The sequence below is a fragment of the Streptomyces sp. KL2 genome (assembly GCF_046529545.1).
Classification (GTDB): Bacteria; Actinomycetota; Actinomycetes; order Streptomycetales; family Streptomycetaceae; genus Streptomyces; species Streptomyces radiopugnans.
Map to the genome: position 1 here is coordinate 3,237,212 of NZ_CP127170.1, position 25,836 is coordinate 3,263,047.

A 25,836-nucleotide genomic window follows, 5' to 3' on the forward strand; every position below is an offset into this window, starting at 1 on the left:
AACACCTTGCTGGAGACTCGCAGGACGGGCGGATGTCAGGCGCCGTCGTACAGGGAGCGGATCTCCGTTGCCGCGCGGGCCAGTTCCGTACGGGCCTCGGATGGGGTGAGCACCTCCACGTCGGCACCGAACTGGAGGAGCTGGCGGACCGCCGCGAGGACCGGGTAGTCGAACTCGGCGCGTGCCCAGCCTTCTTCGTCCGGGGCGGAGGGCTCGTCCGCGAGGTGTGCGCCCGCGATGCGCACCACCATGTCCAGCCGTTCGCGCCGCACCCGCACCGCGATCCGGACGCCGCCGGGGCGCATCTCCACCTCGCGCCGCAACTCCGCCCATGCCTGCGCCAGTTCCACGCCCTCGCGGCGCCGCACCGGCGCCTCGGTGACGGCGAGGTCCGTCAGCCGGTCGGCGCGGAACAGCCGGCCGCGCCCGTGGTGGTCGGCCACCAGGTACCAGGTGCCCGCCTTGGCGACCAGCCCGTAGGGATCGACGGTGTAGGCGCGCGTCTCCTCCCGGCCGCCGTGCCGGTAGCGGATGCGCAGCCGCCGGTCGGTGAGGACGGCGGCGTGCAGCGGCTCCAGGTCCACGGCCGGGCGCGGTGGCGCCAGCCACCGCTCGGGGTCGACCAGTACGCGGCGGCTGGTCAGTTCGGCGGCCGGTCGGTGCGGTGCGGGGAGGGCGGCCATCACCTTGCGCAGCGCGGAGGCGAACGCCCCGTCGAGCCCCAGGGCGGAGTGCGTACCCCGCCCCGCCAGGACGAACAGGGCCCGCGCCTCGTCGGCGGTCAGCCCGGTGACGTCCGTGCGGAAACCGGGCAGCAGGGCGATGCCGCCGTGCCGGCCGCGTTCGGCGTACACCGGGACCCCGGCGGCCGACAGGGACTCGATGTCGCGGTGGACGGTGCGCACCGACACCTCCAGGCGCTCGGCGAGCTCCGCGGCCCGTACCCGGCCGCGGGTCTGGAGGAGCAGGAGGATCGACAGCAGCCGGTCGGACTTCACACCGTCGAGTGTGCCCGGAAAACATGACGGCGGCTGTCAGGTTATGCGGGCAGCCTGCGGCCGTACGCGCGGTGCGGACGGACGGAGGAGCCCATGGGTCACGGGAACGGCCCGGTCGCAGCCGGAGAAGGCCGGAGGGCGGGCAAGTAGGCGGGGCGGAGCGCCGGCCCCCGGTCCGCCGTCTGCTCGCCCTGGACGCGGCCGGGATGGCCGTCGTCGGGCTCGTCTACCTGGCCGCCGCCGCACCGCTGGGCAGGGTGCTGGGGCCGGGTACGTCGGTGGTGGCCGCGGTGGGCGCGGGGATGCTGGCGGGCGGGGGAGCAGTCGGACTGGTGGCCCGGTCGCCGTACGTCCGGCCGGGAGCGGTGGGCGCGGTGGCCGCCTGCGGGTTCGGCTGGATCGCGCTCAGCCTGGCCGTCCTGGCGTCCGGCCTGCTGGAGCTCACCGCGATGGGGAGGGCCTGGACCGTGGTGCAGACGGTCCCGATGGGCGTCTTCGCCGTGCTCCAGGCCAGGGCGGCGGCCACCGTCATCGGCGGGGGGAGCCCCGCCTGACCTGCCGGGAGCGGTCGCGCCTGGGGCGTGAGGAGTTCGACGGCCGCTTCCTGCCGCCGCCGTCCCGGGCCGTGCCCCCGTCCTCGGCGGCGCGGGCCGCACCAGCCGCGTCGGCGGCAGCGGCGTCGAACGGCGGCTCTCCGGTCTCCTCCGCCTCGTCGTAGTCCGGGAGGTCCCCGAAGTCCGGTGCCTGGAAGGGGTTCCGGGCCGGGGGCCGGGACGCCGCCCGGGGGGCCGGAGGCGCCTGGTCGGGCGCGGAGAACAGCTCGGTGGTGTCGATGGGGAGGTCTGCCTCTCGGGGCGGAAACGTGGTGTGGGGGGAGACGGCCGGCCGCCGTGCGGCGGCCGTGCGCGGCGGCCTCAGAGAGCGCTCAGCTTGAGGTACGGGCTGAGGATCCGCACCTGCTTGGAGCCGAAGTCGACGAGCACCGCGACCCCGTCCTCGACGGAGACGATACGGCCGAGGCCGTACGTGTCGTGGGTGACCCGCTCGCCCTCGGCGAAGTACTTGTCGGGCGGTGCTACCGGGGCTTTGAAGGGGCTGGTGGGCAGGTGACGCCGGGCTACGGCCGATTTTGTCATTAACGCCAGTATGCACCCGACGGTCCGGTGCGCGCCCCGGCGTACCGCTTCCACTTTCCGGGCCGCACCGCCCGCCGGGGCACGCTCACGGCTCGACGACGGTCTCCTGGGCCGCCGCGGTGTCGCCCGCGAGCAGCTCCGCGTCCACCGGGACGTTCCGCTTCACCAGGGCCAGGGCGATCGGGCCCAGTTCGTGGTGGCGGGCCGAGGTGGTGACGAAGCCGAGCTGCCGCCCCTCCTCACCGTCCTTCGCCAGCCGCACCGGGGTGCCGTGACCGGGCAGGTGCACCTCGCTGCCGTCCAGGTGGAGGAAGACCAGCCGGCGCGGCGGCTTCCCCAGGTTGTGGACGCGCGCCACGGTCTCCTGGCCCCGGTAGCAGCCCTTCTGCAGATGGACGGCCGTGCCGATCCAGCCCAGCTCGTGCGGGATGGTGCGGTGGTCGGTCTCCAGGCCCAGCCGCGGCCGGTGCGCCTCCACGCGCAGCGCCTCCAGCGCCAGCACGCCGACCGCCGGGCCGTGGGCGGCGGCGTAGGACTCCAGCTCGCCGCGCGGCAGGAACAGGTCGCGCCCGTACGGCGTCTCACGGACGACGACGCCCTCGGGCACCTCGGCGATGGAGCCCGCCGGGAGGTGCACCACGGCGTACTCGGCCGTGGCATCGGCGACCTCGACCCGGTAGAAGAACTTCATGCTCTCCAGGTAGGCGATCAGCGCCTCGCGGGTGCCCGGCTCGACGTGCATCCAGACCGTGGCGCCGTCGTCGACGAGGTAGAGCGCGTGCTCGATGTGGCCGTTGGCGGAGAGGATCAGCGCCTCGGTGGCGCGGCCGGGCTCCAGCTCGCTGACGTGCTGGGTGATCAGCAGGTGGAGCCAGCTCAGGCGGTCCTCGCCGGTGACGGTGACCACGCCGCGGTGCGAGAGGTCCACCAGTCCGCCGCCGTCGGCGAGCGTGCGCTGCTCGCGGAAGAGGTCGCCGTAGTGCGCGGCGACGCCTTCGTCCGGCGCCTCGGCGGGGACGGCGCCGGGCAGCGACAGCAAGGGGCTCTTGTACGACATGCGGCCAGCCTACGACCCGGCGCCGCCCGCGCTCTCGTCCGCGCCCCCCTCGACGTTCTCGGCGTCCTCCTCGGCGTCCTCCTCCGGGTCCCCTCCCGGGGGTTTGCCGGCGCAGTCGCGGCAGCGGCCGAAGATCGCGAAGTGCTTCATGTCGGTGTCGAACCCGAACCTCTCCCGCAGCCGGCCGGTGAAGTCGGCGGCGAGCGCGGTGTCGGCCTCGATCACCGTGGTGCAGTCCCGGCACACCAGGTGCATGTGGTCGTGCCGGTCGGCCAGGTGGTACGTGGGAGCGCCGTGGCCCAGGTGGGCGTGGCTGACCAGCCCCAGCTCCTCCAGCAGCTCCAGCGTGCGGTAGACGGTGGAGATGTTCACGCTCCCCGCCGTGCGCCGCACCTCGGCGAGGATGTCGTCCGGAGTGGAGTGCTCCAGCTTGTCCACGGCCTCCAGCACGAGCTGGCGCTGCGGCGTCAGCCGGTATCCGCGTCTGCGTAGGTCGCTCTGCCAGTCGGTGCTCACCACAGTGGCCAGTGTATGAGGACGGCGTGCGGAACGGGCCGTACGAAGAGCGGGGAACGGCGGCCCGGGAGGGCCGCCGTGCGCGTCACTTGAAGAAGGCGATCCCGTCGTCCGGGAGGTCCTTGAGGTCCTTGGCCCACTCGCGCGGGTCGACGACCTTCTTCAGGTGCGCCGACATGTACGGGCGCAGCGGGCGCTCCGGGTCCGGGGTGGCCAGCTCGCCGACCCACATCAGGTCGCCCTTGACGTAGCCGTACAGCCGCTTGCCGCCGGAGTACTCGCCGGCCGAGGACAGCCGGGCGAAGGCGTCCGTGACCAGGTCGATCTGCGGCTTCTGCTCGGCCATCTCGCCGTGCCAGACCTCGACGATGCCCCGGTCGCGGACCATGACGGCCTCGACCCGGCGCTCCGCGTCGATCTTCCAGTAGCCGCTCTCGTTCTCCAGCGGGCGGACCTTCTCGCCCTTGTCGTCCAGCTCCCAGGTGCGCGAGACGTACTCCAGGGAGTCCCGGCCGTCGTGGGAGAAGGTGACCTCCTGGCCGAAGTTGCACTGCTCGCGGTCCGGGAAGTCCGCGACGCCCGCGCCCGCCCAGTCGCCGAGGAGGAACGCGAGGGGGACGAGGTCCGGGTGGAGGTCGGACGGAATCTCGATCATGGTTGCTCAGACGATCTGTCGAGGGCGTGTGGTCTGCGGCCCTGGCCGTGCGCGGCCCGGGTTGTGGGGCGGGAACGGATCAGCGCTGGCCCTGGTAGAGCTTCTTCACGGTCAGACCCGTGAACGCCAGGACGCCGACGCAGACCAGGACCAGCAGGGCGGTGAAGAATGCCTCAAGCACGGGAGCGCTCCTCGGGGGTTCGGCACGGACGTACGGGCCGGCGGGCGGCCCGCCGACGAGTCTAGTCGGCCCGTGGCGGGGCGGTGCTGTGAGGTGCGCCGCCCCGCCGCGGAGCCGGTCGGGGGCGGGCTCCGGGAACCGGGCCCGGGAGCCCTGCCGGGAACTCAGCCCAGGAGCTGGGCCTGGAGGATCACCGCCTGCCGGAACGGCACCGCGGGAGCCGTCCCCTTCCGGGACTGGACGACCAGGGCCACGGTGTCGCCGGCGAGCAGGTACGCGTGGCGGGTGTGGACCTCGCCGCGGGGCTTCGGCTCGTCGTACACATCGATCTCGACGTTCTCCGGGGCGGTCTCCGGCGGCCAGCTCTCGTCCATCTTCGATTCCGGGGCCTCGGCCAGGGGCAGGCCCGGAACCAGGCCCCCGTACAGCACCTCGGCGTGGAGGTCGCTCGCCACGGCGCCGCTGTTGAACCGCAGCAGGTGGACGCTGGTGCGGGTGCCGTCCGGCATGACCCAGCCGCGGGCGGCGATGTGCCGTACGGAGTCGTCCACCAGCCGCTGCCGCAGCTCGTCGCGGTCGCCCTTCTCGTAGAGGCCGGTGTAGTCCCCGACCGTGACCCAGCCGCCCTCCGACGGGGGAAGCCCGCCGTCCTCCCCGCCCTTTCCGGCCTCCTGGGCCCCCTCGGGCAGGGGGATCAGCAGCTCGCGCAGGTCGGCGTGGTGGACCTCCCCCTCGTTGCCCTGCGCGAACGGGCGCGGGGAGCCGGAGGGGAGGGCGGGCAGGGCGAGCCGCGGGTAGTCCCAGCGCCCGTCGCTCTCGGTGGCCAGTCCCGGCACCTCGTGGCGTTCCAGCCGCGTGATGCCGTAGGCGGTGCCCGCGCAGAACACGCCGAAGACCGCCACGGCGGCCGTCCAGCGGCCGACGGCCCGCAGGACGCGGGGCGACGGACGGCGGCGCTTCGGCGGCGCGGGTGGGACGGACTGCGCCGCCGGAACGGCTGCGGGGGAACCGGGCGTCGGGGAGGGCGCGGAGGCCGCCCGCGGGTCCTCCGCCGGGCCGGCCGCCGGTACGGGCGAATGCGGCGGGACGGCGGGTGCGGTCGGCTCCGGCCGGTCTGTCACGGACTCGGTCATACGTACTCTCCCGGGGACACCAGGTGGTCGAGCTGGTCCTTCAGCAGTTCCGCCGCGTCCTTCTCGCGGAAGGGCTTGACGCCGCCGACCCGGAACGAGATCAGGTACTCGTCCTGGTAGGCGGTGCAGAACATCGCCTCCAGCTCCGAGTCGCCGTCCTCGGGCGGCAGGAAGCACCGAGCGTTCTCGTGGCCCTTGATCCTGGGGCCGTCGCGGAAGACCGACAGGGCGTCGGCCAGCTCGGACTGGAAGGTGCTCAGGTCCTTGACACCCTTCTCGTTCTTCATGCGCGCGAGCTGGATCTCGGCCGTGAACCGGTTGTCGTAGGGCGTGTACGTGCGCATCACGATGCCCTGGAGGCGCAGCTTCTCCACGTACTCGCGGTGCCGGCGGCGCTCCTTGCTCGGCAGCCCCTTGCCGCCCTCGCGCAGCAGTGCCTGGGCCTGCCTGCCGCTCAGTTCGGTGTCGTTGCCGAACTCGGAGACGTCCGGGCCGAGCCGGAAGTCCTCGGGGACGGGCAGCAGCTTCCTGCGCAGCTCGCCGTCGGTGCGGCCTTCCCGGGGGTCGGGCACCGGATCGTCCTCGGAGGGGGTCTTCGCGGGCTTCTCCCAGATCGTCGTGGGGGCCGAGACGTCGGCGCCGTCCACGGTGGCCTTGGTGTAGGCGAGTCCGCCGCCGGCCGCGCCGAGCACCAGGGCGGCGGACAGCAGGGGGACGAGGGCGCGGCGGAGCCGGCCCCTCCCGCGCGGACCGGCGTCCTGCGGGCCGTCCGTGGCCGCCGTGGCGGGGGGCGCGTCCGGGACGGCCCCCGTGCTCGGGCCGGTCCCGGTGTCCGGGGCGGTGGGTGCGGTCGGCGGCTCGGCCGGTGCGTCCGCGGTGTTCCGGTTCTCCTGGTCGCTCACAGCCGCTCCAGCTGCCGCTCGGCCAGGGACCTGATGTCGCGCTCGGCGATCGGCTTGGTGTCGTAGATCCAGATGTCCATCATGACGTCGCCGCGCTGGGCGATGGCCCGGGCCCGGTACATCGGGAGGTAGCCGGGCCTGCGGTCGGGCCGGTCGAAGGTGTAGTAGCGGCCGTTGCCCGACCCCTTCAGCGCGGAGCCGTCGTTGCCCGCGTGGCTGTCGGAGGGCATGTACGACTGCTGCTTCTCGGCGTGGTCGAGGGCGGACCGGCGCTTCTCCTCGCGGAACTGCACGAGCCTGACGCTCACCGTGCGCCGTGCGCTCGGACGCCAGGCCGCGGTCGCGATGCGGCGCAGGTTCTCGTCGGCCAGGTAGGTGAACATGCGGCTGGGACTCTCGAACTGCTGGGCGTAGCCGGACAGCGGGAGCCAGCCGTCCGACTCCGACGTCATCTCCGACTCGCGGGCGCCCTTGGGCCGGTCCAGGAGCAGCTTGCGCAGATCACCGTCCGTGCGGACCCGCCGGTCCTCCTCGGCGGTGAGGGGCTCGGGCCCCTCGCCCTCGGGCAGCGGCTTCTTCGGGTACGACAGCTCCGCCTGGGACAGCGGGGGCAGCGGGGTGGGCGCGCGGTCGGCCTGGACGGTGTAGCCGCCCGCGAGGCCGCCGACGGTGCCGAGCAGGGCGGCGCAGGCCAGCAGCAGGGCCGTACGGCCGCGGCGGCGAGGCGGGCCCTGGACGGGCGCCGCGGGCGGCGTGTCTGCCGGGGGCGGGGGCGGGGGGCCGGCCGGGAGGACCTGTGCGGCCTCGGCCTCCGGCGCGGGCTCGGGAGGTTCCGCCGGTCGCGGCGGGAGCGTGGACATGAAATCTCCTCACACGTTTGTCAGTTCGCTGACAAGACCGTGGGGGAGAAGGTTGTACCCGCGCCGATCACGATCGGATTGCGGTACGCGCCAGGGACTACCGTGGTCCGCATGGCAGCTGTGTCGAAGAAGCTCGTGATCAAGGTGACGGCCGGGGCGGACGCGCCCGAGCGGTGCTCGCAGGCCTTCACGGTGGCGGCGGTGGCCGTGGCCAGCGGGGTGGAGGTGTCGCTCTGGCTGACCGGGGAGTCGGCGTGGTTCGCACTGCCGGGCCGGGCGGCGGAGTTCGAACTGCCGCACTCCGCGCCGCTGCCCGAGCTGCTCGACGGCGTCCTGGCGGGCGGGCGGGTCACCCTGTGCACCCAGTGCGCGGCGCGGCGCGGGATCGAGGAGGAGGACGTACTCGAGGGCGTCCGCATCGCCGGGGCCCAGGTATTCGTCAGCGAGATCACGGGCGAGGGCGTGCAGGCCCTCGTCTACTGAACGCCCACCGGAGGCCCGATCCCGTCCGGACGCGGGCGTCCGGACAGGACGGAGGCCGTGCCCCGCACAAGGTGTCCAACCCCGGGGCACGGCCTCCGTACGTCATACGGCCGTCGTGCGGCCGCCACGCGGTCACACCGCGATGGGGACCTCCACCAGGCCGCCCTGCTGGGCGACGACGGTGCGGTCCGCGCTGCCGCCCGGGACCAGGGCGCGCACGGTCCAGGTGCCCTCGGCGGCGTAGAAGCGGAACTGGCCGGTGGCGGAGGTGGGGACCTCGGCCGTGAACTCGCCGGTGCTGTCCAGCAGCCGGACGTACCCGGTGACGGGCTCGCCGCCGCGGGTCACCTGGCCCTGGATCGTCGTCTCACCGGGCTTGATGGAGGAGGCGTCGGGGCCCCCTGCCTGTGCTCCGCACATGTCGGGTGCTCTTCCTTCCGGAACGAGGAGTTGGTGTTGCGGTGGAGCGGAGGGGCTCAGGCGCTCCTGCCGTCGCCGAGCTCGATCGGCACGCCGACCAGCGAGCCGTACTCGGTCCAGGAGCCGTCGTAGTTCTTGACGTTCTCCTGGCCCAGCAGCTCGTGCAGGACGAACCAGGTGTGGGCGGAGCGCTCGCCGATGCGGCAGTAGGCGATGGTGTCCTTGGACAGGTCCACACCCGCCTCCTGGTACAGCTCCTTCAGCTCCTCGTCGGACTTGAAGGTGCCGTCGTCGTTGGCCGACTTCGACCACGGGATGTTGCTGGCGGTCGGGATGTGGCCCGGACGCTGCGACTGCTCCTGCGGCAGGTGGGCGGGGGCGAGCAGCTTGCCGCTGAACTCGTCGGGGGAGCGGACGTCCACCAGGTTCAGCTTGCCGATGGCCTCGACGACGTCGTCGCGGAAGGCGCGGATCGACTTGTCCTGCTCCTTGGCCTTGTACTCGGTCTTCGCGCGGGTGGGCACCTCGGAGACCAGCTCGCGGGCGTCCAGCTCCCACTTCTTGCGGCCGCCGTCGAGGAGCTTCACGTCCTGGTGGCCGTAGAGCTTGAAGTACCAGTAGGCGTAGGAGGCGAACCAGTTGTTGTTGCCGCCGTAGAGGACGACGGTGTCGTCGTTGGAGATGCCCTTCTCGGACAGCAGCTTCTCGAAGCCGGCCTGGTCGACGAAGTCACGGCGGACCGGGTCCTGGAGGTCGGTCTTCCAGTCGATCCGGACGGCGTTCCTGATGTGGTTCTTGTCGTAGGCCGAGGTGTCCTCGTCCACCTCGACGATGACCACCTTGGGGTCGTCGATGTGGGCCTCGACCCAGTCGGCGTCGACCAGGACGTCACTGCGGCTCATGTCTCTCCTCCGGAGGGCAGGTACTACGGGATGTGCGGTGCGGTGGACGTGCGTGCGGCGGCGCGGGGCGCCGACGGGCGCGCACGGGGCTGTACGCCGCGGTGGCGGGGGACAGCGGGGCGGTGTGCGGCTGCGGTCCGGGCTGCGAGGGGCGCCGAGAGCCGGCCGTCAGACGACGGCGCGACAGAGCATGGCGGCGACACGGCAAAGATCGACTGCCCGTCGCTTCGTGAGATCCGCCTGTCGCTTCATGGGCCCGATCGTAGGGACGGAGGGGCGGGCGTGTCACCGTGGTTCCAGATGGTGAGAAAGCGATGCCCGGAATGTGAGATGGAGAGGGGGCCGGGGAACCCCTCCGGACGGACGCGCGGACGTCCGGGAGAGGGTTTCTGAGAGGCGGACGCGGACGTCTCGGAGAGTGGACGGACCGGCGGCCCGGCCGGCGGGGCGGGCACCGGCCGGGTGCGGCGTCAGCCGGCCAGGTTCACGTTCGAGCCGCTCAGGTGCAGCACGACGCCCTTCTCGTCCACCTCCGCCTTCTCCAGTTTCAGCCCCGCGGGAAGGCCGGTGATCTCCAGCTTCCGGTCTATCTGCGCCCGCACGACGTCCTCGGCCACGGGCAGGTCGGGGAGGTCCTCGGCGTGCAGCGCGACGGTGTCGCCGTCCTCCACCTCGACCGAGCTGTGCAGGGTGAGTTCCACGAGGGTCAGGTTCACATCCAGTCTGACCTGGTTTTTCGCGGCCCGCTCCGCGCCTGCGTAGGCGAGGGAGGCGCCCTTCGTACCCGCCTCGGTCAGGTCCTGGTAGCTGATCCGCGCGCTGCCGGCGGCGCGGTCGGCGACGGCGGAGGAGAAGTTGTCCTCCAGCCGCACGTCGCTGAGGCGCACGTCCACCTCGGTGACGTCCACGTCGCGCCCGCCGACCTGGACCGTCAGCCCGTTCATCGTGGCGTCCACCGACTCCAGCTCCTTGCCCACGACCTGGGTCAGGAAGGGGAAGCCGTGGATCTCCACGGCGGGCCGCTCGTCCAGGCCCCTGGAGCTCTGGACCTTCTCGGCGACCTTGTCCTCGGCGAGGTTCACCGCCAGCCGGTCGGTGCCGACGAACAGGCCGCCGAAGAGGACGAGAAGTCCCAGCAGGGCTTTCAGTGCGCGCATCGTGGTGGTCCCCCCAGGGTGGCCGGGTGCGGTCGGGTCGGTCGGACTGGTCGCGCTGATCGGTCCGGGCCGGTCGGCCCGGACCGGTCGGTCCTGGCTGATCGGTTCTGGTTGATCGGGCTGATCGGTTTGATCGACGCCGACAGAAGCCGATCGGGTTCCGGCGAGCCTAACCCGCGGTGCCCCGCGGCAGGTCCGCGCCACGGGCCGTGCGGGGCCGCGCCGGGGCCGGGCCCGGCCCCGGCGCGGCCCTACGCCAGCGCCCTGCCGAGCAGGTAGACCGCCGGCACGGCGGCGGTCAGCGGCAGCGCCACACCGGCCGTCATGTGGACGAAGCGGGAGGGGAAGTCGTAGCTCGCCACCCGCAGCCCGATCAGTGCGCACACCCCGGCCGCCGCCCCCAGCACCGCGCCGGAGCCGCCCAGGGAGGTGAACTCCCCGGCCGCGACACCCGCGCCCGCGGCGGCCGACAGCGACACGACCACGGAGACCGCCCGCGGCAGCGGCAGCGCCCGGGCGAGCGCGGCGGCCGCCACGGCGAGCGCGCCGACCGTCACCGCGTCCGGCTCGGCGGCCAGATGGCCGGCTGCGATCACGGTGAGGGCGGTGGAGGTGACCCCGGCCGTCAGGGCGTACAGGCGCTCGTCGGGCGAGGAGTGGTTGCGCAGCTGGAGGACGAGGACGAACAGGATCCACACCCCGAGCGTGCCGATGACGACGGCCGAGGCGTTCCCGGCGCCGAGCGCCAGCAGGGCGATGTCCGCGGTGACGCCCGCCAGGAAGGCCAGCGCGATGCCCTGCCGCGCCGGCCACATGCCGTTGAGCCGGAACCAGCCCGCGGCCGTGACCGCCTGGAGCAGCACCACGGCGACGGCCGACACCGGACGGGAGACCTGGACGGTGGCCGCGAGCAGTACGGCCAGGAGGGCGGTGAGGGCGGCGGGCGCCAGGCCCGGCGCGATGATCGGGCTGCCGGTACGCCGCGGAGCGGCGGAGGGGGCCTCGGCGGTGGAGGCGGCGGCCGGAGCCGCGGCGGTGGTGGTGGCCGCCGCGCCGGGGGCGGCGGCCGTGCCGGCCCGCTCCGGGGGCAGGGGCCCGGGGCCGGGGTGGTGGGGCGGCGCGGGGACGTCGGGGGCGCCGTACGGGTCCTGGCCCGGGGCGGCGTACGGGCCGGGCTGCTGGTGGCTGCCGTGCTGCTCGTACTGGCCGGGCCGGCCGTACTGCTCGGGCCGGTGGCCGTACCCGCCGTACGCCTCCTGCCCGCCGTACCCGCCGTACGCGGGGCCCGCGGGGGCGGCCGAGGAGTCGTGGCCGTGGCCGTGGCCGTGGTCGTGGTCGTAGCCGTAGGGGCCGGGCTGCGAGCCGTACGGCTGCCGGGGCGGGTACTGCTGGTCGGTCATCGGGAGCCTCCCGCGAAGGGGGGAAGCACCTCGACGGTGCCGCCCTCGGTCAGTCGGACGAGTCGGTGGTCGCGCTTGCCGACCGGCTCGCCGTCCACCAGGAAGGAGCACATGCCCAGCACCCGGTCGAAGTCCGGCCGGCCGGCGTGCCGCAGGCGCGCTTCGGCCAGCGCTTCGGCCAGCGTGTGGGCCTCGTATCTCTCCTCGGTGATCCCGGCGGCGGCCTTGGCCGCGGCCCAGTAGCGGATCATGCCGCTCGGCATGTTGTGTCCCTCTCAGCCGTCCGTCGTGCCGCCACCATGATGGCGCGGTGCCCGTCCGACCCGCGCCGTCGCCCAGGAGGCGATCCGCTCCAGCAGCTCCGGGGGCGCGGCGTTCTCGGCGTGTCCGAAGCCGCGCTCGATCCACAGCTCCGTGTACGCCGGGTCGGCGGCGTCGAGCAGCGAGTACGGGTGGTCCAGCGGGAAGTAGGCGTCCCGGTCGCCGTGCACCACCAGCAGCGGGATCGGGGCGATCAGCGGTGCGGCCTCCACCGGCGACAGCGGCACCGGGTCCCAGTCCCGGTGGTGGATGCGGGTCCGCAGTCCGTAGCGGGAGACCAGGCGCCCGGCGGGGTGCTGGATCGCCCAGTGGACCCGCCGCATGGCCGGGGTGCCCCGGTAGTACCAGCGGGCGGGGGCGCTCACGGCGACGACCGCATCGGTGTGTGCGCCCGTGCGCCCCCGGTGCATCCTGTGCGCCGAGTCACCGGGGCCGGCCCCGCCGCCCGGACCGGCGCCGTGCGCCGTGCCGGCCGGCTCCGCCCGGCAGAGCGCCGCGTGCCGCAGCACCACCGAACCGCCCATCGAGAAGCCCGCCGTCGCCACGGCGGAGTGCCCCAGCGAACGCGCCCAGCGCACCGCCGCGGCGAGGTCGAGCACCTCCCGGTCGCCGACCGTGGAGCGTCCGCCCGAACGGCCGTGCCCGCGGAAGGAGAACGTGATCACGTCCGCATGCCGGGCGAAGACCTGTGACACTCGTCGCACCGCGGGCCGCTCCAGCGAGCCGGTGAAACCGTGCGCGACGACGATCGCCGGGCCCCGCCCGGCGATCGGTGCCGCGCCCTCGTCCCGGCCCGCGGAACTCCCGTCGCGGGGCTGGTAGCAGGCGTCTATGCCCACCCCGTCGTCGGTCCGCAGCCGTGTCCGCAGGAGTGTGCGCGAAGGCGCCCGCTCCCCCGTGCGCCCGGCACCCTGGGTGACCGTTCCGCCACGGAAAAGTCCCTCCGCGCCCTCCGCGTCCTCGCTCATGTGGGATATTGTCGATGACGAGAAGGATCCGGGCAGCGCCGCCCCCGGGTCCTTTCGTGCTTTCGGAGCGCAGTACGAAGCAGTGCCGCCACACGCCCCACGGGGCCGGGGAAGGACTCGACGTCATGAGCTCACTACTCCTGCTGACCAATGCCCTCCAGCCCTCGACCGAAGTCCTGCCCGCGCTCGGCCTGCTGCTGCACAACGTCCGTGTGGCCCCGGCCGAGGGCCCGGCGCTGGTGGACACCCCAGGCGCCGACGTCGTCCTGATCGACGGCCGCCGCGACCTGCCGCAGGTGCGCTCCCTGTGCCAGCTGCTGCGCTCCACGGGGCCGGGCTGCCCGCTGATCCTGGTGGTCACCGAGGGCGGCCTCGCCGCCGTCACCGCCGAGTGGGGCGTCGACGACGTCCTGCTGGACACCGCGGGGCCGGCCGAGGTCGAGGCCCGGCTGCGGCTGGCCACCGGGCGGCGGCAGATCGCCGGCGACGACGGCCCGGCGGAGATCCGCACCGGCGACCTGTCGGTGGACGAGGCCACCTACAGCGCCAAGCTCAAGGGACGCGTACTGGATCTGACCTTCAAGGAGTTCGAGCTGCTGAAGTACCTGGCGCAGCACCCCGGCCGGGTGTTCACCAGGGCGCAGCTCCTCCAGGAGGTGTGGGGCTACGACTACTTCGGCGGCACCCGGACCGTCGATGTCCACGTACGGCGGCTGCGGGCCAAGCTCGGCCCGGAGCACGAGTCGCTGATCGGGACCGTGCGCAACGTCGGATACCGCTTCGTGCTGCCGGAGAAGAAGGAGCCGACCGCCGAGGAGCGCAAGGCGCGGAAGGACGCGAAGGCGACCGTGGACGCCGCGGAGAAGATGGCGCAGGACGCGGCGAACGGCGTGACCGCGGACGCGGCCGGGGACGGGCGGAGGACCGCCGCTAGCCGGGGTGGGAACTGAGTCGGCGCGCGTAGACTTCCCGCTGTGGCGAAGGTGACGCGGGACGATGTGGCGAGACTGGCGGGTACGTCGACCGCGGTCGTCAGCTATGTGATCAACGACGGGCCCCGGCCGGTCGCGCCGGCGACCCGCGAGCGCGTGCTCGCGGCGATCAAGGAGCTGGGGTACCGGCCGGACCGGGTCGCGCAGGCGATGGCGTCCCGGCGCACCGACCTGATAGGGCTGATCGTCCCCGACGCCCGGCAGCCGTTCTTCGCGGAGATGGCGCACGCGGTCGAACAGGCCGCCGCCGACCGCGGGAAGATGGTGCTCGTCGGCAACTCCGACTACCTCGACGAGCGCGAGGTGCACTACCTGCGGGCCTTCCTCGGCATGCGCGTCTCGGGCCTGATCCTGATCAGCCAGGGCCCCAGCGAGCGCGCCGCCGCCGAGATAGAGGCGTGGGACGCGCGCGTGGTGCTGCTGCACCGCAGGCCCGAGGCGATCGACGACGTGGCCGTCGTCCTCGACGACGTCGGCGGCGCGCAGATGGTCACCCGGCACCTGCTGGAGCACGGCCACGAGTACGTCGCCTGCCTGGGCGGAGTGGAGTCCACCCCCGCCTACGGGGACCCGGTGACCGACCACGTCGAGGGCTGGCGCCGGGCGATGAAGGAGGCCGGCCGCTCCACCGAAGGCCGCCTCTTCCAGGCCCCCTACAACCGCTACGACACCTACCGCGTCGCCCTCGACCTGCTCGCCGGCCCCGACCGGCCGCCCGCGCTGGTGTGCGCCACCGACGACCAGGCCATCGGCGTGCTGCGCGCCGCCCGCGAGCTGGGCGTCGACGTGCCCGGCGAGCTGGCGGTGGCCGGGTTCGACGACGTCAAGGAGGCGGCGCTGACCGATCCGCCGCTGACCACGGTGGGCTCGGACCGCGAGGCGATGGCCCGCGCGGCGGTGGACCTGGTGCTGGACGACGGGGTGCGGGCGGCGGGGTCGCGGCGCGAGCGTGTGCGCCAGTTCCCGTCGGGGCTGGTGGTGCGCCGCTCCTGCGGGTGCGGCGGCTAGACGGGAGCCGGCGGAGGTCCCGGCCGGGCCCCGGTCCGCGGGGCCCCGGTCCGCGGGGCTTCGGAGGATCCCCGGGGACTGTTCTTCCCCGGGTTTCAGCCCGTCCTCATGAAGTTCTCATTCCGGGCGCGCACGGTTGTGTGCATGAGCGACCACGAGACGAACCGCGAGTATCCGCCCCGCCCGCCGTACGGGCCCGCCGTCCCCCGGGCCGCCGCCCCCGGAGCGCACGCCCGGCGGCGGGCGGGCCGCCCCGTCGGGCTGCTGGCGGCCGTGGCCGTCGTGGCCGCCGCGGTCAGCGGCGGCACGGCGACCCTGGCCGGCGAGGCGTTCGGCAACGGCGCGGCGCCCGCCGCCACCTCCTCCGTCCTCGGCACGGGCGTCTCCGACTCCGGTACGGGCGTCGCCGCGGTCGTCGGGGCCGTCGCGCCCAGCGTCGTGGAGATCGGCGCCTCCTCCCGCTCCGGCTCCGCGACCGGATCCGGCGTGGTGATCTCCGGGAAGGGCGAGATCCTCACCAACAACCACGTCGTCTCCGGCGCCACCGGGATCGAGGTCACCTTCTCCGACGGCGGCACCGCCCGCGCCGAGATCGTCGGCGCCGAGCCCGACCTCGACATGGCGCTGATCCGGGTCGAGGACACCGACGGCCTCGCCCTCACCCCTGCCGAGCTCGGCGACTCCGACGCCGTCCGCGTCGGCGACCGGGTCATCGCCTTCGGCTCGCCCCAGGGCCTGTCGGGCACGGTCACCAGCGGCATCGTCTCCGCCAAGGAACGCGAGGTCACGGTGGAGAGGACGGGGGAGGACGCCCGGCCGAGGGACGACCGGGCCTGGCCCTTCGAGTTCGGCGGCGACCGGTACAACGGCGAACTCGGCCCCGAGACCACCACCTACCGGGCGATCCAGACCGACGCCTCGCTCAACCCCGGCAACTCCGGCGGACCGCTGGTCGACACGGAGGGCCGCGTGATCGGCATCAACTCGGCGATCCTCGGCAACGCCTCCACCGCCGCCGAGGCGGGCAGCGTCGGCCTGGGCTTCGCCGTACCCGTGAACGACGTGAAGGAGATCCTCGACGACCTGCGCGCCGGCGGATGAGCGGCGGACGAGGTGGGTGCGACACTCCCACCATGGCCACCGCCTCCTCCCCCGCAGCCCACCCCGCCCCGCCCGCACGCGTGCTGGTCGTCGACGACGAGCCGGCCGTACGGGAGGCCCTGCGCCGCAGCCTGGCCTTCGAGGGCTACGAGACCGAGCTCGCCGCCGACGGCCTGGAGGCGCTGCGGCAGGTGGAGGCGTACCGCCCCGACCTGGTGATCCTGGACGTGCTGATGCCGCGCATGGACGGGCTGACCGCCGCACGGCGGCTGCGCGCGAACGGGGTGACCGTCCCCGTCCTGATGCTCACCGCCCGCGACACCGTCGGCGACCGCGTCACCGGCCTGGACGCGGGCGCGGACGACTACCTGGTCAAGCCGTTCGAGCTGGACGAGCTGCTGGCCCGCATCCGCGCACTGCTGCGCCGCAGCTCCTACGCCCGCGAGCAGGCCGGCGCCGAGGAGACCGAGGTGCTCTCCTTCGCCGACCTGCGCATGGACCTCACCACGCGCGAGGTGACCCGCGGCGGGCGGCCGGTGGAGCTGACGCGGACGGAGTTCACGCTGCTGGAGATGTTCATGGCCCACCCGCGGCAGGTCCTCACCCGGGAGCAGATCCTCAAGACCGTCTGGGGCTTCGACTTCGAGCCCTCCTCCAACTCCCTGGACGTGTACGTGATGTACCTGCGCCGCAAGACCGAGGCGGGAGGTGAGCCGCGCCTGGTGCACACCGTGCGCGGCGTCGGCTACGTCCTCCGGGACAGCGCGGGTCCCGCTTCGGGGGAAGCGCGCCCGTGACGTCCCGGCTCAACTCCCTGCCGCTGCGTTCGCGCCTTGCCCTGCTGGTCGCGGTGGCCGTGGCGGTCGCGGTGGCGGCGTGCTCGCTGGCCGCCTGGCTCCTGGTGCGGGAGCAGCTCGTCGACTCCCTCGACGACGCGCTGCACGCCAACCGGGTGCCCGACCGCCAGCTCATCGACCTCGTCCGCGCCGGGCAGTGCCGGGCGGTGCCGGAGGAGGAACGGCTGGACACCCCCAATCCGTTCGACTCCACCGTGCAGCTCGTGGACCGCAACGGCACCAGCTGCATGGCCTTCGGCGAGCGGCCCCTGCCGGTCTCCGCCGCCGACGTGGCCGTCGCCCGCGGCGAGCGCGTGGAGGCCCTGCACACCGTCACCGCGGGGGGTGAGGAGTACCGCGTGCTCACCACCCCCCTGCGCGGTACGGACGCCGCCGTGACGGTGGCCCGTCCGATGGCCGAGATCGACCAGAGCCTGGACACCCTCGCCCTCGTCCTCGGCCTGGTCGCCGCCACCGGCGTGCTCGGCGCGGCGGGCGCCGGCGTCCTGCTCGCGCGCGCCGGCCTGCGCCCGGTGGACCGGCTGACGGACGCGGTCGAGCACGTCGCCCGCACCGAGGACCTGGCCGTCCGCATCCCCGTCGAGGGCGACGACGAGATCGCCCGCCTGTCGCGCTCCTTCAACGCCATGGCCGCCGCCCTGGCCACCTCCCGCGACCTCCAGCAGCAGCTGATCGCCGACGCCGGGCACGAGCTGCGCACCCCTCTCACCTCGCTGCGCACCAACATCGACCTGCTGGTGCGCAGCGAGCAGGCCGGCCGCCCGCTGCCGCCGGAGGACCGCCGGGAACTGCTGGAGTCGGTGCGCGCCCAGATCGGCGAACTGGCCTCCCTCATCGGCGACCTCCAGGAGCTGTCCCGGCCCGACGCGGCGCCCGCCGGCGGGCCGGTGGAGATCGTCGGACTGCACGAGACCGCCGAACGCGCCGTGGAGCGCGCCCGGCTGCGCGGCTCGGACATCACCATCACCCGCGACCTGGCCCCCTGGTACGTGCGGGCCGAACCGGCCGCGCTGGAGCGGGCGGTGGTCAACCTGCTGGACAACGCGGTGAAGTTCTCCCCGCCCGGAGGGACGGTCGACGTCCGCCTCGACGGCTCCACCGGCACCCTGCGCGTACGCGACCGCGGCCCCGGCATCCCCGAGGACGAACTCCCCTACGTCTTCGACCGTTTCTGGCGCTCGCCGTCCGCCCGCAGCCTCCCCGGCTCGGGCCTGGGCCTGTCCATCGTGGCCCGCACGGTCCGCCGCAGCGGCGGCGAGATCGCCCTCAACCCGGCCCCGGGCGGCGGCACGGAGGCCGTCCTGCGCCTCCCGGGCGCACCCACGCCCCCGCCGGACCCCCTGCCCTGACAGGGCCGGAGGCCCGGCGGGGCGCGCATCACGCGGCGGCGGGCCGACCGGGGGCGGTGGCAGCGGCGGGGGCGGTCAGGACACAGGTGAACACGGTGTCCCCGCCCTGGCGGCCCGTCACCTCGACTCCGCGGCTCCCGCCGTCCGGGTCCGTCGCGGGTCCCACCTCGATGGTGCAGGGCTCGTCCAGCTCGACGTAGCGGTGGAAGAAGGCCGACGTGGAGGTGGGTCCGGTGCGGTGGGAGAGGAAGTGGCCGTGGGCCGCCTGGTAGGCGGCTTCCAGCAGCACCATGCCGGGGACGTGGTCGGTGCTGTGGTCGAAGAGGACGGGATTGCGGGGGTCCGGGCTCAGCAGCCAGTGCTCCGGCCGGCCGGTGGGGGCGAGCACCACGTTCACGGGGTCGAGGCGGCCGACGAGGTGGGGGGCGACGGTGGGCGGCCGCTCACGGAGACCGCCGATGCCGGCGGTGCCCCTGCCGCCGCGCATGCGGCGGTACGTCTCGGGAGGGATGCAGGTGAACTCTCCTCCCCCGGTGGCCACGGTCCGGTCCTCCCGGCGGATGGTGATCGACATGCGGAGCCGCACGCGCCGGGAGCCGCGCCGGTGGACGTCCGCGGTGGCCTCCAGCGTGAGGTCGGTGGGGGCCGAGCCTATGCGGCAGTGCTCGCGGTCGACCGTGAAGTCCAGGTGGTGCAGGAGGAAGGCGTGCCCGAGCGGGACGCCGAACTCGCTGTGGGCGAGGTACAGCCCGGCCTGGCGTATGGTCTCGGCGGCCAGCAGGGGGTGGTGCAGGGTGCCGTCCTCGACGGTGAAGAGGGTGTGGGCCCGGGGCCACTGGCCGGTCAGGGAGAAGTGCTTGTCGTCCAGCCGGGCGGCGCGGCCGGTGAGGAAGACCTCGGCCACCGCCCTGCGGTGGACGAACTCCCGTGGAACGGTGGTGGTCGTCTCCGGAGGGGCCGGCTCCGGTCTCCGGAGCTGCGGGCGGCGGGAGGGGGCCGAGATCGTCATTTCGCTCATGGACATCTCCAGACGAGGGCGAGAGACGCGGAGGTGTATGGCGGTCGGACCCGACAGTTAATAAGATACGAACTGGACGGTTTTTTTCAAGGAAGCTCTGCGGCCCGCCCGTCGGCCGCGGCGACCGGGTCGCCGCACCGTGCGGCGGGCGGCCCGTACTCCGACCATTCTGACGGGAGTTGGGACGTTGAGAAGCCGGATCCGCCCTGTGGTGCTCGACCCCTCCGGCCGTGACGTGCTCGGCGAGGCCGACCGTCTGCGGCGCATGGGCCCCGTCGTGCCCGTGGAGCTCCCCGGAGGTGTGAGGGCCTGGTCGGTCACCAGCCACGAGCTGGTGAGGCGGCTGATGCTCGACCCCAGGGTCTCCAAGGACGCCCACCGCCACTGGCCCGCCTGGATCGGGGGCGAGGTGGACGACAGCTGGCCCCTGGCCATGTGGGTCTCGGTCGAGAACATGCTCACCGCCTACGGCGAGGACCACAGGCGCCTGCGGCGGCCGGTGGCCGGCGCGTTCACCGCGCGCCGTACGGCCGGACTGCGGCCGCGCGTCGAGGAGATCACCGCGGAACTGCTCGACAGGATCGCCGCGATGCCCCGGGGCCGGCCGGTCGACCTGCGCGAGGAGTTCGCCCTGCGGCTGCCGGTCCGGGTGATCTTCGAGCTGCTGGGCGTCTCCGGCGCCGACCACGGCGGCCTGCGCCACCTCATCGACAACCTGCTCAAGACCTCGGCGACCCCGCGGGAGGCGGCGGCCAACCAGCGGAAGCTGTACGCCGAGCTCTCCGCCCTCGTCGCCCGGCGGCGCGCGGCCCCCGGCCCGGATCTGATCAGCGCCCTGATCGACGCCTGCGACGAGGGTGACGAGGACGGGGGGAACGGGAAGGACGGGACGGGCGGCACCGGACCGGGCGGGGGACTCAGCGGGAAGGAACTCGTCGACACGGTCCTGCTGATCGTCGGCGCGGGGTACGAGACGACCGCGAACCTGCTGGAGCAGGCGGTCTTCTCACTGCTCACCCACCCCGGTCAGCTCGAACTCGTCCGCTCCGGCCGCGCCTCCTGGGAGGACGTGATCGACGAGACGCTCCGCGCCCGCCCGCCCATCGCCAACATCCCGCTGCGCTTCGCGGTGGAGGACATCGAGGTGGGGGACACCCTGATCGCGAGGGGCGATCCGATCGTCATGGGCCTGGCGGCCGCGGGGCGCGACCCCGACGTGCACGGGGCGGACGCCGGGAGCTTCGACGTCACCCGCCCCACCCGGGCCGACCACCCGGCCTTCGGCCACGGCGTCCACCACTGCCCGGGGCGTCCGCTCGCCAGGCTGGAGGCGGGCATCGCGCTGCCCGCGCTCTTCGAACGGTTCCCGCGGATGGCCCTGGCCGTGCCGCCCGGCGGAATCCCGCCGCTGGAGTCGTTCATCTCCAACGGCCACCGCTCGCTGCCGGTCCTGCTGCGCCCGGGGGAGGAGCCGTGAACCGCCGTACAGAAGATCTTCGCCGGTCGGCGCAGGTAAGATACGTCTCGTTCGGTTTTGTTTCAATGGCGGCACACCCCCGTCCTCCCGAAGGGCCACGGTCGCGCACGCCGGCGGGACGGCCGGGGCGCATATGGCACCACCACCGGCGGGAGGGCGCTGATGGCACAGCAGGAACGCGGGATCCGGACTCGCCGGGAGGTACTGGAGGCGGCGGCGGAGGTGTTCGCCGAGCGCGGCTACGCCGCGACCACCATCTCCGAGATCCTCTCGCGGGCGGGGGTGACCAAGGGGGCGCTGTACTTCCACTTCGCCTCGAAGGAGGAGCTGCTGCGCGGGGTGCTCGAGGAGCAGTTCACGGAGAAGGACATCGTGCCGCGGGAGTCCAAGCTCCAGGAGTGGGTGGACGTGGGCATGGCACTGGCGTACCGCCTGCCCCGCGAGCCGCTGCTGCGGGCCGGCGCCCGGCTGATGTCGGACCCGAAGCTGCAGGAGCTGTTCGGCCGGGGCCCGCAGGTCTCGTGGGTCGGGCTGACGCACCGGCTGCTGGCCCAGGCGGGGGAGCGGGGCGAACTGCTGCCGCACGTGGTGCCGGAGGAGACGGCGCAGTTCGTCGTCAACGCCTGGAACGGGGTGCAGCTGGGTTCGCAGATAGCCGCGAACTGGGCGGATCTGGAGAAGCAGGTGTCGGTGCTCTTCCGGCACGTGCTGCCGGCTGTCGCGGTGCCCGGGGTGCTGCCCCGGATCGACACGGCCCCCGACCGGGGGGAGCGGGTGGTCGCCGAGGTCGAGAGGCTGCCGGCGCCCGCGTGACCGGTGCGGGCCGCACGGGCCGTCCCGCCCGCACGGGCCGCCGCGCGGGCGGGACGGCCGGCGGGGAGGCCGCCGATGATCCTGCTCACCGGAGCGAGCGGCACGGTCGGCCGGGAGACGGCCCGGCTGCTCACCGCGGGCGGGCACCGCGTACGGCTGCTGACCCGCGACCCCGCGCGCCTGCCGGAACCGGGTCCCCTGGCCGAGACGGCGGTGGGCGACTTCGGCGACCCCGGGGCGCTGCGGGCGGCGATGTCCGGCGTCCGTGCGGTGCTGGTCGTCACCAGCGATCCGCTGAACCCCGGGCACGACGCCGCGCTGGTGCGCGCGGCCCGGCAGGCGGGCGTGCGGCGCCTGGTCAAGCTCTCCGCGCTCGCGGTCACCGATCCGGCGGCCGACGACCTGATCACCCGCTGGCAGCGGGAGGCGGAGGAGACCGTGCGCGCCTCCGGGCTGGAGTACACCCTGCTGCGGCCGCGCGCGTTCATGTCCAACACCCTCGCCTGGGCCGCGGACATCAGACGCGCGGGCACGGTCCGCCTCTGGCCGGCCGACGCCCCCTCGGCGTGCGTGGACCCGCTGGACGTCGCCGCGGTCGCGGCCCGGGCGCTGACCGAGCCCGGCCACGCCGGACGCGCCTACGCGCTGACCGGGCCGCGGCCCCTGACCGCCCGCCGGCAGGTCGCCGTCCTCGCCCGTGAGCTGGGACGCCCCCTGGCCGTCGAGGAGTCGTCGCGGGAGGAGCTGCTGGAGCGGCTGGGCAGACGCTTCCCGGAACCCCTGGCCGAGGCGCTGACCGAGATGGCGGCGCGGAGACTGGGAGGGGCCGGCGCCCGGGTGGACCCCACCGTGGAGCGGTTGCTGGGAAGGCCCGCGCGAAGCTATCGGCAGTGGGTGCGTGAACACTCCTCGTCGTTCCTCTGACCGCCCTGGCCGTCCCGGCGCCCGGCGGGGGGGAGGTCGCCGTCGGCGTGCAGGCGCCGGGCGCAGCCCTCCTCGGCCAGGGAGGGCAGGATCATCCCCCAGACCTGGGTGAGCCACTCGCGGGGCGACTCCTCGTGCCGGTGCGCGTCGTAGGCGTCGCGCACCAGCGCCAGGGCGAGCCGGACGACGGTCCTGACGACGAGGCCGGAACGCAGGCTGCGGTCGGCCGCGGCGCGCTGGACGGCGTCGCGGAAGGCCTCGCACCAGACGGCCATGCAGTGCACCGCCGGGTCGTGCGGGGTGCCGCGTTCCACGGCCAGACGCATGCTCGCGCGGGTCACGGGGTCCTCGGCGAGCTGCTCGGCCGCCGAGTGGGTCATGTCGATGACCGTCTGGAGGGCGGGGACGTTCCGCTCCTTCAGCGCCTCCAGCCGGGCGCGCGAGGAGGCGCAGGCCAGGATCTGGACGTTGTCGGCCAGGGCCGACTTGCTGGAGAAGTGGAAGGAGAGCGCGCCCCGGCTGACGGCGGCCGCCTCGCTGATCCCGGCCAGCGTGGTGCGGTCGTAGCCGAGGCGGTCGAAGACGGTGGCGGCGGCCATGAGCAGAGCCTTCCTGGTGCGCTCCGCCCTCTCCTGCATGAGGTCCACCTCCGCTTCCGGTGTGCCCGTGCGGTGCTCACCCAAGGTCGCGGGGAGCCACCACAGCGTAAAAACAGCACGTTTGGTATGTCAACTTCGCCGACAAACCCCAGGCGGGGTTCGCCACTGTGGTGAAGTTGGCATATGATCTTGGAATTTCTCCTTGAAAAACCGGCTGGGCGGTTTGGTAATGTGTCGGCGTGCCGCCGCAGACGGGCTCTCGATCGCACACCAGTGCCCATGGGACGGGTGGGCAGGACGTCGGTCCGCCGCCTGCCCGCCTCCCCGGGGGATCGAACAGGGGGATAGCCATGCATGTACTCGTAGTCGAGGACGAGGCGGGCGTCGCCGAGTCCCTGATCCGCGGCCTCCGCCGTCATGGTTACGAAGCGTTCGGCGTCGACACCGGGGCCCGCGCGCTGGAGGCCTACCGCAGCGCGGACCTGGTGCTGCTGGACCTCGACCTGCCGGACATGGACGGGCTGGAGGTGTGCCGCCGCATCCGCTCCGCCTCCGACACCCCGATCATCGCCTTCACCGACCGCGCGACCGAACTCGACCGGGTGCTGGGGCTCCAGGCGGGTTCGGACGACTGCCTGGGCAAGCCGTTCGGCTTACGGGAGCTGATGGCCCGGATGGACGCGGTCATGCGGCGCGCCCGGCCGCGGGAGCGGACCGAGGGGCGCTGCATCTCCCACGGGCCGCTGCGGATCGACGCGGCCGCCCGGGAGGTCCGGCTCGACGGAAGGCTGATCGAGGTCACCCGCAAGGAGTTCGACCTCCTGTACCACCTCGCCTCCCACCCCGGCATGGTCATCTCGCGCGGGCAGTTGATGGCCGAGATATGGGGCGACCCGGTCGGCCCGGCTCTCGGCACCCGGGCGAGCCGCACCATCGACACGCATGTGAGCACCCTGCGCAGCAAGCTCGGCAACAGGGACTGGATCCGCACCGTGCGAGGGGTCGGCTTCAGGTTCGGCCACGGGTGAGGGACCGCCGCGCCGGGGCGGGCGGAGGAAAACCGGAGAGCGGGCGGAAGAACGCCGAAGGGCGGTGCCGCGCGGCACCGCCCTTCGGCGCGGAGCGGGATCGTGCGCGGGGTCACACCCCGGACCCCGTGCGGCCCCGCAGGGACTCGCGCACCTCGGCCTCGTCGTAGTACGTACGGCCGCCGCGGCGGTGGCGGGACCAGCGCCGCTCGCTGGCCAGCCGGTAGACGCTGCCGGACGGCACGCCCCACAGCCTGGAGATCTCGTCGGCGGTCAGCCAGGCCGTCCGGCCCGCCGGAAGCCCCGGCCGGCCGCGGCGCACGTGCCGGCCCAGGCGGGTCCACTCGCTCCCGGCCCACCGGTGGTCCGGATGGGCGTCGCAGCGGATCTCCGCCCTCGCCTCCGGCGCCTCCGGTCTGAGCGTGGCGACGAGCGTCCCGCGGCAGTCCGGCTCCGCGCAGCGGCCGACCCGTACCCGGCGCACCGGATCGGGGTCGGCCAGGCGGCCCGCCCGGCGGGTCAGCCGCGCGACCTCCTCGGTGAGGTCGCCCACCGCCCAGTGGGCGGAAAGCCAGTCCAGATGCCGGGTCAGGAACGCGGCCAGGTCGGGCACCGCGCGCCGCGGCGGTGCCGTCCCGCGCTCCTCGGCGACCAGCGAAGCCCAGGAACTGAGGACCCCGAGCATGGCCGAACGGGCCTCGAAGGCGGCGGTGTTGAACGGCATGCCGGGCAGGTGCCCCCCGGAGGTCCGCTCCCGCGGCCCGGTGCGACCGCCGCCCAGGACGCGGCCGCAGGCGTCGTACAGCCGGGGGATCCGGCGCAGGTCCGCGGCGAGCCGGTCGCGGCACACCGCGCACAGCCGTCCGCCGGCCGGGGTCCGCCGCCCGGCCGCCCCGCCCCCGCCGCGGGAGCGGCACCCGGCGCCCACGCAGAGATCGGCCTTCTCCACTCTTCTCCCTCTCCTTCGCGGTTCCTCTGACTCCCGGTGTTCTCCGTGGAATCGGTGCGTGTCCCGTGGACACGCGAACACTAGGAGGGCGGTGGCGGCCGGGCCCAGCGGCGTAACAGATATTTGTATTTCTCTTGAATGCTCGGAGACCGTGGCGATCCGGGCCGGAACCCATGGGTCAGGGCGATTTCCTCCGGACTTTCCGGTGGACCGCCGCCGGTTCACGGCAAGGGCTCTCGTACCCTGCGCCGGGCGGCTCCACGGCGCCTGTCGGCGGGGGATCTCCGTACTGCGGCACGGGGAATCCTGGAACGATCAATTCCGTTCCTCTGTGCGGAGGAACCCGGCCCGCCGTCGCGCACCCGAGCGGGTGTGACCTCGGGCACAATGAGGGGGCGGCGTCCTGCCGTTTAACTTTTTCCTGACGTTCTTCTGCGTTTCTTCTGAAGAGATCGGCTTGACTCGGGAAGGCGCCGCGAAGAAACTCCTGAATAGCCTCCGGTGAGTTGCGCGCAAGCCCCGCCCGTTGAACTCCCCCCCCCGCTTGTGGAGCGGTCCGCGGGAGTTCCGGAGGAATTCCGCGGTCATTCCTCCCGCCGCCCTCCCGGCTATTCGCCCGAGTGGTGCCGGCG

The 25,836-nt window shown here is 73.8% G+C and carries 29 protein-coding genes; 11 read left to right on the plus strand and 18 right to left on the minus strand.

The window, feature by feature from the left end; all coding sequences use genetic code 11:
• Nucleotides 1-35 precede the first annotated feature (35 nt).
• Nucleotides 36-998: a helix-turn-helix transcriptional regulator gene (locus QPK52_RS14670; protein WP_410537927.1), complete on the minus strand. Its 963-nt coding sequence runs from the start codon at nt 996-998 to the stop codon at nt 36-38.
• 206 nt (nt 999-1,204) lie between these two features.
• On the opposite strand from QPK52_RS14670, the gene QPK52_RS14675 reads away from it, so the two are divergent.
• On the plus strand, nt 1,205-1,552 hold the full coding sequence (locus tag QPK52_RS14675) for a hypothetical protein (protein WP_410537928.1): 348 nt from the start codon (nt 1,205-1,207) through the stop codon (nt 1,550-1,552).
• A gap of 360 nt (nt 1,553-1,912) precedes the next feature.
• Here the strand turns inward: QPK52_RS14675 and QPK52_RS14680 are convergent, their stop codons facing one another.
• The 7 genes from QPK52_RS14680 to QPK52_RS14710 all read right to left on the minus strand — a co-directional run bounded on the left by QPK52_RS14680 (nt 1,913) and on the right by QPK52_RS14710 (nt 7,438).
• Nucleotides 1,913-2,134, minus strand: a complete 222-nt coding sequence (locus QPK52_RS14680) for a hypothetical protein (protein ID WP_410537929.1) — start codon at nt 2,132-2,134, stop codon at nt 1,913-1,915.
• Between the two features lie 85 nt (nt 2,135-2,219).
• Nucleotides 2,220-3,191, minus strand: coding sequence for a YgfZ/GcvT domain-containing protein (locus tag QPK52_RS14685; protein WP_410537930.1), 972 nt, complete (start codon nt 3,189-3,191; stop codon nt 2,220-2,222).
• A gap of 9 nt (nt 3,192-3,200) precedes the next feature.
• Nucleotides 3,201-3,710, minus strand: coding sequence for a Fur family transcriptional regulator (locus QPK52_RS14690; RefSeq protein WP_410537931.1), 510 nt, complete (start codon nt 3,708-3,710; stop codon nt 3,201-3,203).
• An 82-nt stretch (nt 3,711-3,792) separates the two neighbouring features.
• On the minus strand, nt 3,793-4,362 hold the full coding sequence (locus QPK52_RS14695; RefSeq protein ID WP_410537932.1) for an FABP family protein: 570 nt from the start codon (nt 4,360-4,362) through the stop codon (nt 3,793-3,795).
• Between the two features lie 345 nt (nt 4,363-4,707).
• A complete protein-coding gene (locus QPK52_RS14700) occupies nt 4,708-5,676 on the minus strand; it encodes a hypothetical protein (RefSeq protein ID WP_410537933.1) in 969 nt (322 codons plus the stop codon).
• Nucleotides 5,673-6,578 carry a hypothetical protein gene (locus QPK52_RS14705; RefSeq protein ID WP_410537934.1) on the minus strand — a complete coding sequence of 302 codons (906 nt, stop codon included), beginning with the start codon at nt 6,576-6,578 and terminating at the stop codon, nt 5,673-5,675. The genes QPK52_RS14700 and QPK52_RS14705 overlap by 4 nt, the downstream gene beginning before the upstream one ends.
• The gene (locus tag QPK52_RS14710; RefSeq protein WP_410537935.1) at nt 6,575-7,438 is read right to left on the minus strand and encodes a hypothetical protein; all 864 of its coding nucleotides are present in this window, start codon (nt 7,436-7,438) and stop codon (nt 6,575-6,577) included. The genes QPK52_RS14705 and QPK52_RS14710 overlap by 4 nt, the downstream gene beginning before the upstream one ends.
• Nucleotides 7,439-7,558: 120 nt before the next feature.
• Between QPK52_RS14710 and QPK52_RS14715 the strand changes: the two genes are divergently transcribed.
• Entirely contained in the window at nt 7,559-7,921 is a 363-nt protein-coding gene (locus QPK52_RS14715; RefSeq protein ID WP_410540337.1) for a DsrE family protein, read from the plus strand.
• A 132-nt stretch (nt 7,922-8,053) separates the two neighbouring features.
• Here QPK52_RS14715 and QPK52_RS14720 read toward each other — a convergent pair whose 3' ends face one another.
• The 7 genes from QPK52_RS14720 to QPK52_RS14750 form a co-directional block, all read right to left on the minus strand.
• Nucleotides 8,054-8,341 carry a DUF1416 domain-containing protein gene (locus QPK52_RS14720; protein ID WP_093658758.1) on the minus strand — a complete coding sequence of 96 codons (288 nt, stop codon included), beginning with the start codon at nt 8,339-8,341 and terminating at the stop codon, nt 8,054-8,056.
• 56 nt (nt 8,342-8,397) lie between these two features.
• Nucleotides 8,398-9,243 carry a sulfurtransferase gene (locus tag QPK52_RS14725; RefSeq protein WP_410537936.1) on the minus strand — a complete coding sequence of 282 codons (846 nt, stop codon included), beginning with the start codon at nt 9,241-9,243 and terminating at the stop codon, nt 8,398-8,400.
• Nucleotides 9,244-9,411: 168 nt separating this feature from the next.
• Nucleotides 9,412-9,495, minus strand: a complete 84-nt coding sequence (locus QPK52_RS14730; protein ID WP_369126573.1) for a putative leader peptide — start codon at nt 9,493-9,495, stop codon at nt 9,412-9,414.
• 218 nt (nt 9,496-9,713) lie between these two features.
• The gene (locus QPK52_RS14735) at nt 9,714-10,400 is read right to left on the minus strand and encodes a DUF2993 domain-containing protein (protein WP_410537937.1); all 687 of its coding nucleotides are present in this window, start codon (nt 10,398-10,400) and stop codon (nt 9,714-9,716) included.
• A 251-nt stretch (nt 10,401-10,651) separates the two neighbouring features.
• Nucleotides 10,652-11,800: a hypothetical protein gene (locus QPK52_RS14740; protein ID WP_410537938.1), complete on the minus strand. Its 1,149-nt coding sequence runs from the start codon at nt 11,798-11,800 to the stop codon at nt 10,652-10,654.
• Nucleotides 11,797-12,063 carry a MoaD/ThiS family protein gene (locus QPK52_RS14745; protein ID WP_410537939.1) on the minus strand — a complete coding sequence of 89 codons (267 nt, stop codon included), beginning with the start codon at nt 12,061-12,063 and terminating at the stop codon, nt 11,797-11,799. Before QPK52_RS14745 ends, QPK52_RS14740 begins: the two co-directional genes overlap by 4 nt.
• A 12-nt stretch (nt 12,064-12,075) precedes the next feature.
• Nucleotides 12,076-13,089, minus strand: coding sequence for an alpha/beta hydrolase (locus QPK52_RS14750; protein ID WP_410537940.1), 1,014 nt, complete (start codon nt 13,087-13,089; stop codon nt 12,076-12,078).
• Between the two features lie 125 nt (nt 13,090-13,214).
• Here QPK52_RS14750 and QPK52_RS14755 point away from each other — a divergent pair, with 125 nt between their 5' ends.
• From QPK52_RS14755 to QPK52_RS14775, 5 genes are all read left to right on the plus strand, one after another.
• Complete coding sequence (locus QPK52_RS14755; RefSeq protein ID WP_410537941.1) at nt 13,215-14,039, plus strand: response regulator transcription factor; 825 nt, start codon at nt 13,215-13,217, stop codon at nt 14,037-14,039.
• Between the two features lie 24 nt (nt 14,040-14,063).
• On the plus strand, nt 14,064-15,089 hold the full coding sequence (locus tag QPK52_RS14760; protein ID WP_410537942.1) for a LacI family DNA-binding transcriptional regulator: 1,026 nt from the start codon (nt 14,064-14,066) through the stop codon (nt 15,087-15,089).
• Between the two features lie 144 nt (nt 15,090-15,233).
• Nucleotides 15,234-16,190: a S1C family serine protease gene (locus tag QPK52_RS14765; protein WP_410537943.1), complete on the plus strand. Its 957-nt coding sequence runs from the start codon at nt 15,234-15,236 to the stop codon at nt 16,188-16,190.
• Between the two features lie 32 nt (nt 16,191-16,222).
• Nucleotides 16,223-16,987 carry a response regulator transcription factor gene (locus QPK52_RS14770; protein ID WP_410537944.1) on the plus strand — a complete coding sequence of 255 codons (765 nt, stop codon included), beginning with the start codon at nt 16,223-16,225 and terminating at the stop codon, nt 16,985-16,987.
• Complete coding sequence (locus QPK52_RS14775; RefSeq protein WP_410537945.1) at nt 16,984-18,396, plus strand: sensor histidine kinase; 1,413 nt, start codon at nt 16,984-16,986, stop codon at nt 18,394-18,396. The genes QPK52_RS14770 and QPK52_RS14775 overlap by 4 nt, the downstream gene beginning before the upstream one ends.
• 28 nt (nt 18,397-18,424) lie before the next feature.
• On the opposite strand, the gene QPK52_RS14780 is transcribed toward QPK52_RS14775, so the two are convergent.
• The gene (locus tag QPK52_RS14780; protein ID WP_410537946.1) at nt 18,425-19,414 is read right to left on the minus strand and encodes a ScbA/BarX family gamma-butyrolactone biosynthesis protein; all 990 of its coding nucleotides are present in this window, start codon (nt 19,412-19,414) and stop codon (nt 18,425-18,427) included.
• Between the two features lie 187 nt (nt 19,415-19,601).
• On the opposite strand from QPK52_RS14780, the gene QPK52_RS14785 reads away from it, so the two are divergent.
• The 3 genes from QPK52_RS14785 (at nt 19,602) to QPK52_RS14795 (ending at nt 22,628) form a co-directional block, all read left to right on the plus strand.
• Complete coding sequence (locus QPK52_RS14785; RefSeq protein WP_410537947.1) at nt 19,602-20,891, plus strand: cytochrome P450 family protein; 1,290 nt, start codon at nt 19,602-19,604, stop codon at nt 20,889-20,891.
• A gap of 162 nt (nt 20,892-21,053) precedes the next feature.
• Nucleotides 21,054-21,704: a ScbR family autoregulator-binding transcription factor gene (locus QPK52_RS14790; protein ID WP_410537948.1), complete on the plus strand. Its 651-nt coding sequence runs from the start codon at nt 21,054-21,056 to the stop codon at nt 21,702-21,704.
• A 75-nt stretch (nt 21,705-21,779) separates the two neighbouring features.
• On the plus strand, nt 21,780-22,628 hold the full coding sequence (locus QPK52_RS14795) for an NAD(P)H-binding protein (protein ID WP_410537949.1): 849 nt from the start codon (nt 21,780-21,782) through the stop codon (nt 22,626-22,628).
• On the opposite strand, the gene QPK52_RS14800 is transcribed toward QPK52_RS14795, so the two are convergent.
• A complete protein-coding gene (locus QPK52_RS14800; RefSeq protein WP_410537950.1) occupies nt 22,586-23,266 on the minus strand; it encodes a TetR family transcriptional regulator in 681 nt (226 codons plus the stop codon). The genes QPK52_RS14795 and QPK52_RS14800 overlap by 43 nt on opposite strands.
• A 311-nt stretch (nt 23,267-23,577) precedes the next feature.
• On the opposite strand from QPK52_RS14800, the gene QPK52_RS14805 reads away from it, so the two are divergent.
• The gene (locus QPK52_RS14805; RefSeq protein ID WP_410537951.1) at nt 23,578-24,255 is read left to right on the plus strand and encodes a response regulator transcription factor; all 678 of its coding nucleotides are present in this window, start codon (nt 23,578-23,580) and stop codon (nt 24,253-24,255) included.
• Between the two features lie 112 nt (nt 24,256-24,367).
• On the opposite strand, the gene QPK52_RS14810 is transcribed toward QPK52_RS14805, so the two are convergent.
• Nucleotides 24,368-25,204 (minus strand): helix-turn-helix domain-containing protein, encoded by an 837-nt coding sequence (locus QPK52_RS14810; RefSeq protein WP_410537952.1) that lies wholly within the window; start codon nt 25,202-25,204, stop codon nt 24,368-24,370.
• Between the last annotated feature and the right edge of the window lie 632 nt (nt 25,205-25,836).

What these genes read in the sequence shown, in the direction of transcription:
- QPK52_RS14710 (WP_410537935.1), bottom strand. Translation starts at nt 7,438, where the DNA reads ATGTCCACGCTCCCGCCGCGACCGGCGGAACCTCCCGAGCCCGCGCCG.
- QPK52_RS14730 (WP_369126573.1), bottom strand. Translation starts at nt 9,495, where the DNA reads ATGAAGCGACAGGCGGATCTCACGAAGCGACGGGCAGTCGATCTTTGC.
- QPK52_RS14765 (WP_410537943.1), top strand. Translation starts at nt 15,234, where the DNA reads ATGAGCGACCACGAGACGAACCGCGAGTATCCGCCCCGCCCGCCGTAC.
- QPK52_RS14745 (WP_410537939.1), bottom strand. Translation starts at nt 12,063, where the DNA reads ATGCCGAGCGGCATGATCCGCTACTGGGCCGCGGCCAAGGCCGCCGCC.
- QPK52_RS14675 (WP_410537928.1), top strand. Translation starts at nt 1,205, where the DNA reads ATGGCCGTCGTCGGGCTCGTCTACCTGGCCGCCGCCGCACCGCTGGGC.
- QPK52_RS14770 (WP_410537944.1), top strand. Translation starts at nt 16,223, where the DNA reads ATGGCCACCGCCTCCTCCCCCGCAGCCCACCCCGCCCCGCCCGCACGC.
- QPK52_RS14720 (WP_093658758.1), bottom strand. Translation starts at nt 8,341, where the DNA reads ATGTGCGGAGCACAGGCAGGGGGCCCCGACGCCTCCTCCATCAAGCCC.
- QPK52_RS14695 (WP_410537932.1), bottom strand. Translation starts at nt 4,362, where the DNA reads ATGATCGAGATTCCGTCCGACCTCCACCCGGACCTCGTCCCCCTCGCG.
- QPK52_RS14805 (WP_410537951.1), top strand. Translation starts at nt 23,578, where the DNA reads ATGCATGTACTCGTAGTCGAGGACGAGGCGGGCGTCGCCGAGTCCCTG.
- QPK52_RS14790 (WP_410537948.1), top strand. Translation starts at nt 21,054, where the DNA reads ATGGCACAGCAGGAACGCGGGATCCGGACTCGCCGGGAGGTACTGGAG.
- QPK52_RS14795 (WP_410537949.1), top strand. Translation starts at nt 21,780, where the DNA reads ATGATCCTGCTCACCGGAGCGAGCGGCACGGTCGGCCGGGAGACGGCC.
- QPK52_RS14750 (WP_410537940.1), bottom strand. Translation starts at nt 13,089, where the DNA reads ATGAGCGAGGACGCGGAGGGCGCGGAGGGACTTTTCCGTGGCGGAACG.
- QPK52_RS14740 (WP_410537938.1), bottom strand. Translation starts at nt 11,800, where the DNA reads ATGACCGACCAGCAGTACCCGCCCCGGCAGCCGTACGGCTCGCAGCCC.
- QPK52_RS14700 (WP_410537933.1), bottom strand. Translation starts at nt 5,676, where the DNA reads ATGACCGAGTCCGTGACAGACCGGCCGGAGCCGACCGCACCCGCCGTC.
- QPK52_RS14725 (WP_410537936.1), bottom strand. Translation starts at nt 9,243, where the DNA reads ATGAGCCGCAGTGACGTCCTGGTCGACGCCGACTGGGTCGAGGCCCAC.
- QPK52_RS14780 (WP_410537946.1), bottom strand. Translation starts at nt 19,414, where the DNA reads ATGAGCGAAATGACGATCTCGGCCCCCTCCCGCCGCCCGCAGCTCCGG.
- QPK52_RS14800 (WP_410537950.1), bottom strand. Translation starts at nt 23,266, where the DNA reads ATGCAGGAGAGGGCGGAGCGCACCAGGAAGGCTCTGCTCATGGCCGCC.
- QPK52_RS14685 (WP_410537930.1), bottom strand. Translation starts at nt 3,191, where the DNA reads ATGTCGTACAAGAGCCCCTTGCTGTCGCTGCCCGGCGCCGTCCCCGCC.
- QPK52_RS14680 (WP_410537929.1), bottom strand. Translation starts at nt 2,134, where the DNA reads ATGACAAAATCGGCCGTAGCCCGGCGTCACCTGCCCACCAGCCCCTTC.
- QPK52_RS14735 (WP_410537937.1), bottom strand. Translation starts at nt 10,400, where the DNA reads ATGCGCGCACTGAAAGCCCTGCTGGGACTTCTCGTCCTCTTCGGCGGC.
- QPK52_RS14755 (WP_410537941.1), top strand. Translation starts at nt 13,215, where the DNA reads ATGAGCTCACTACTCCTGCTGACCAATGCCCTCCAGCCCTCGACCGAA.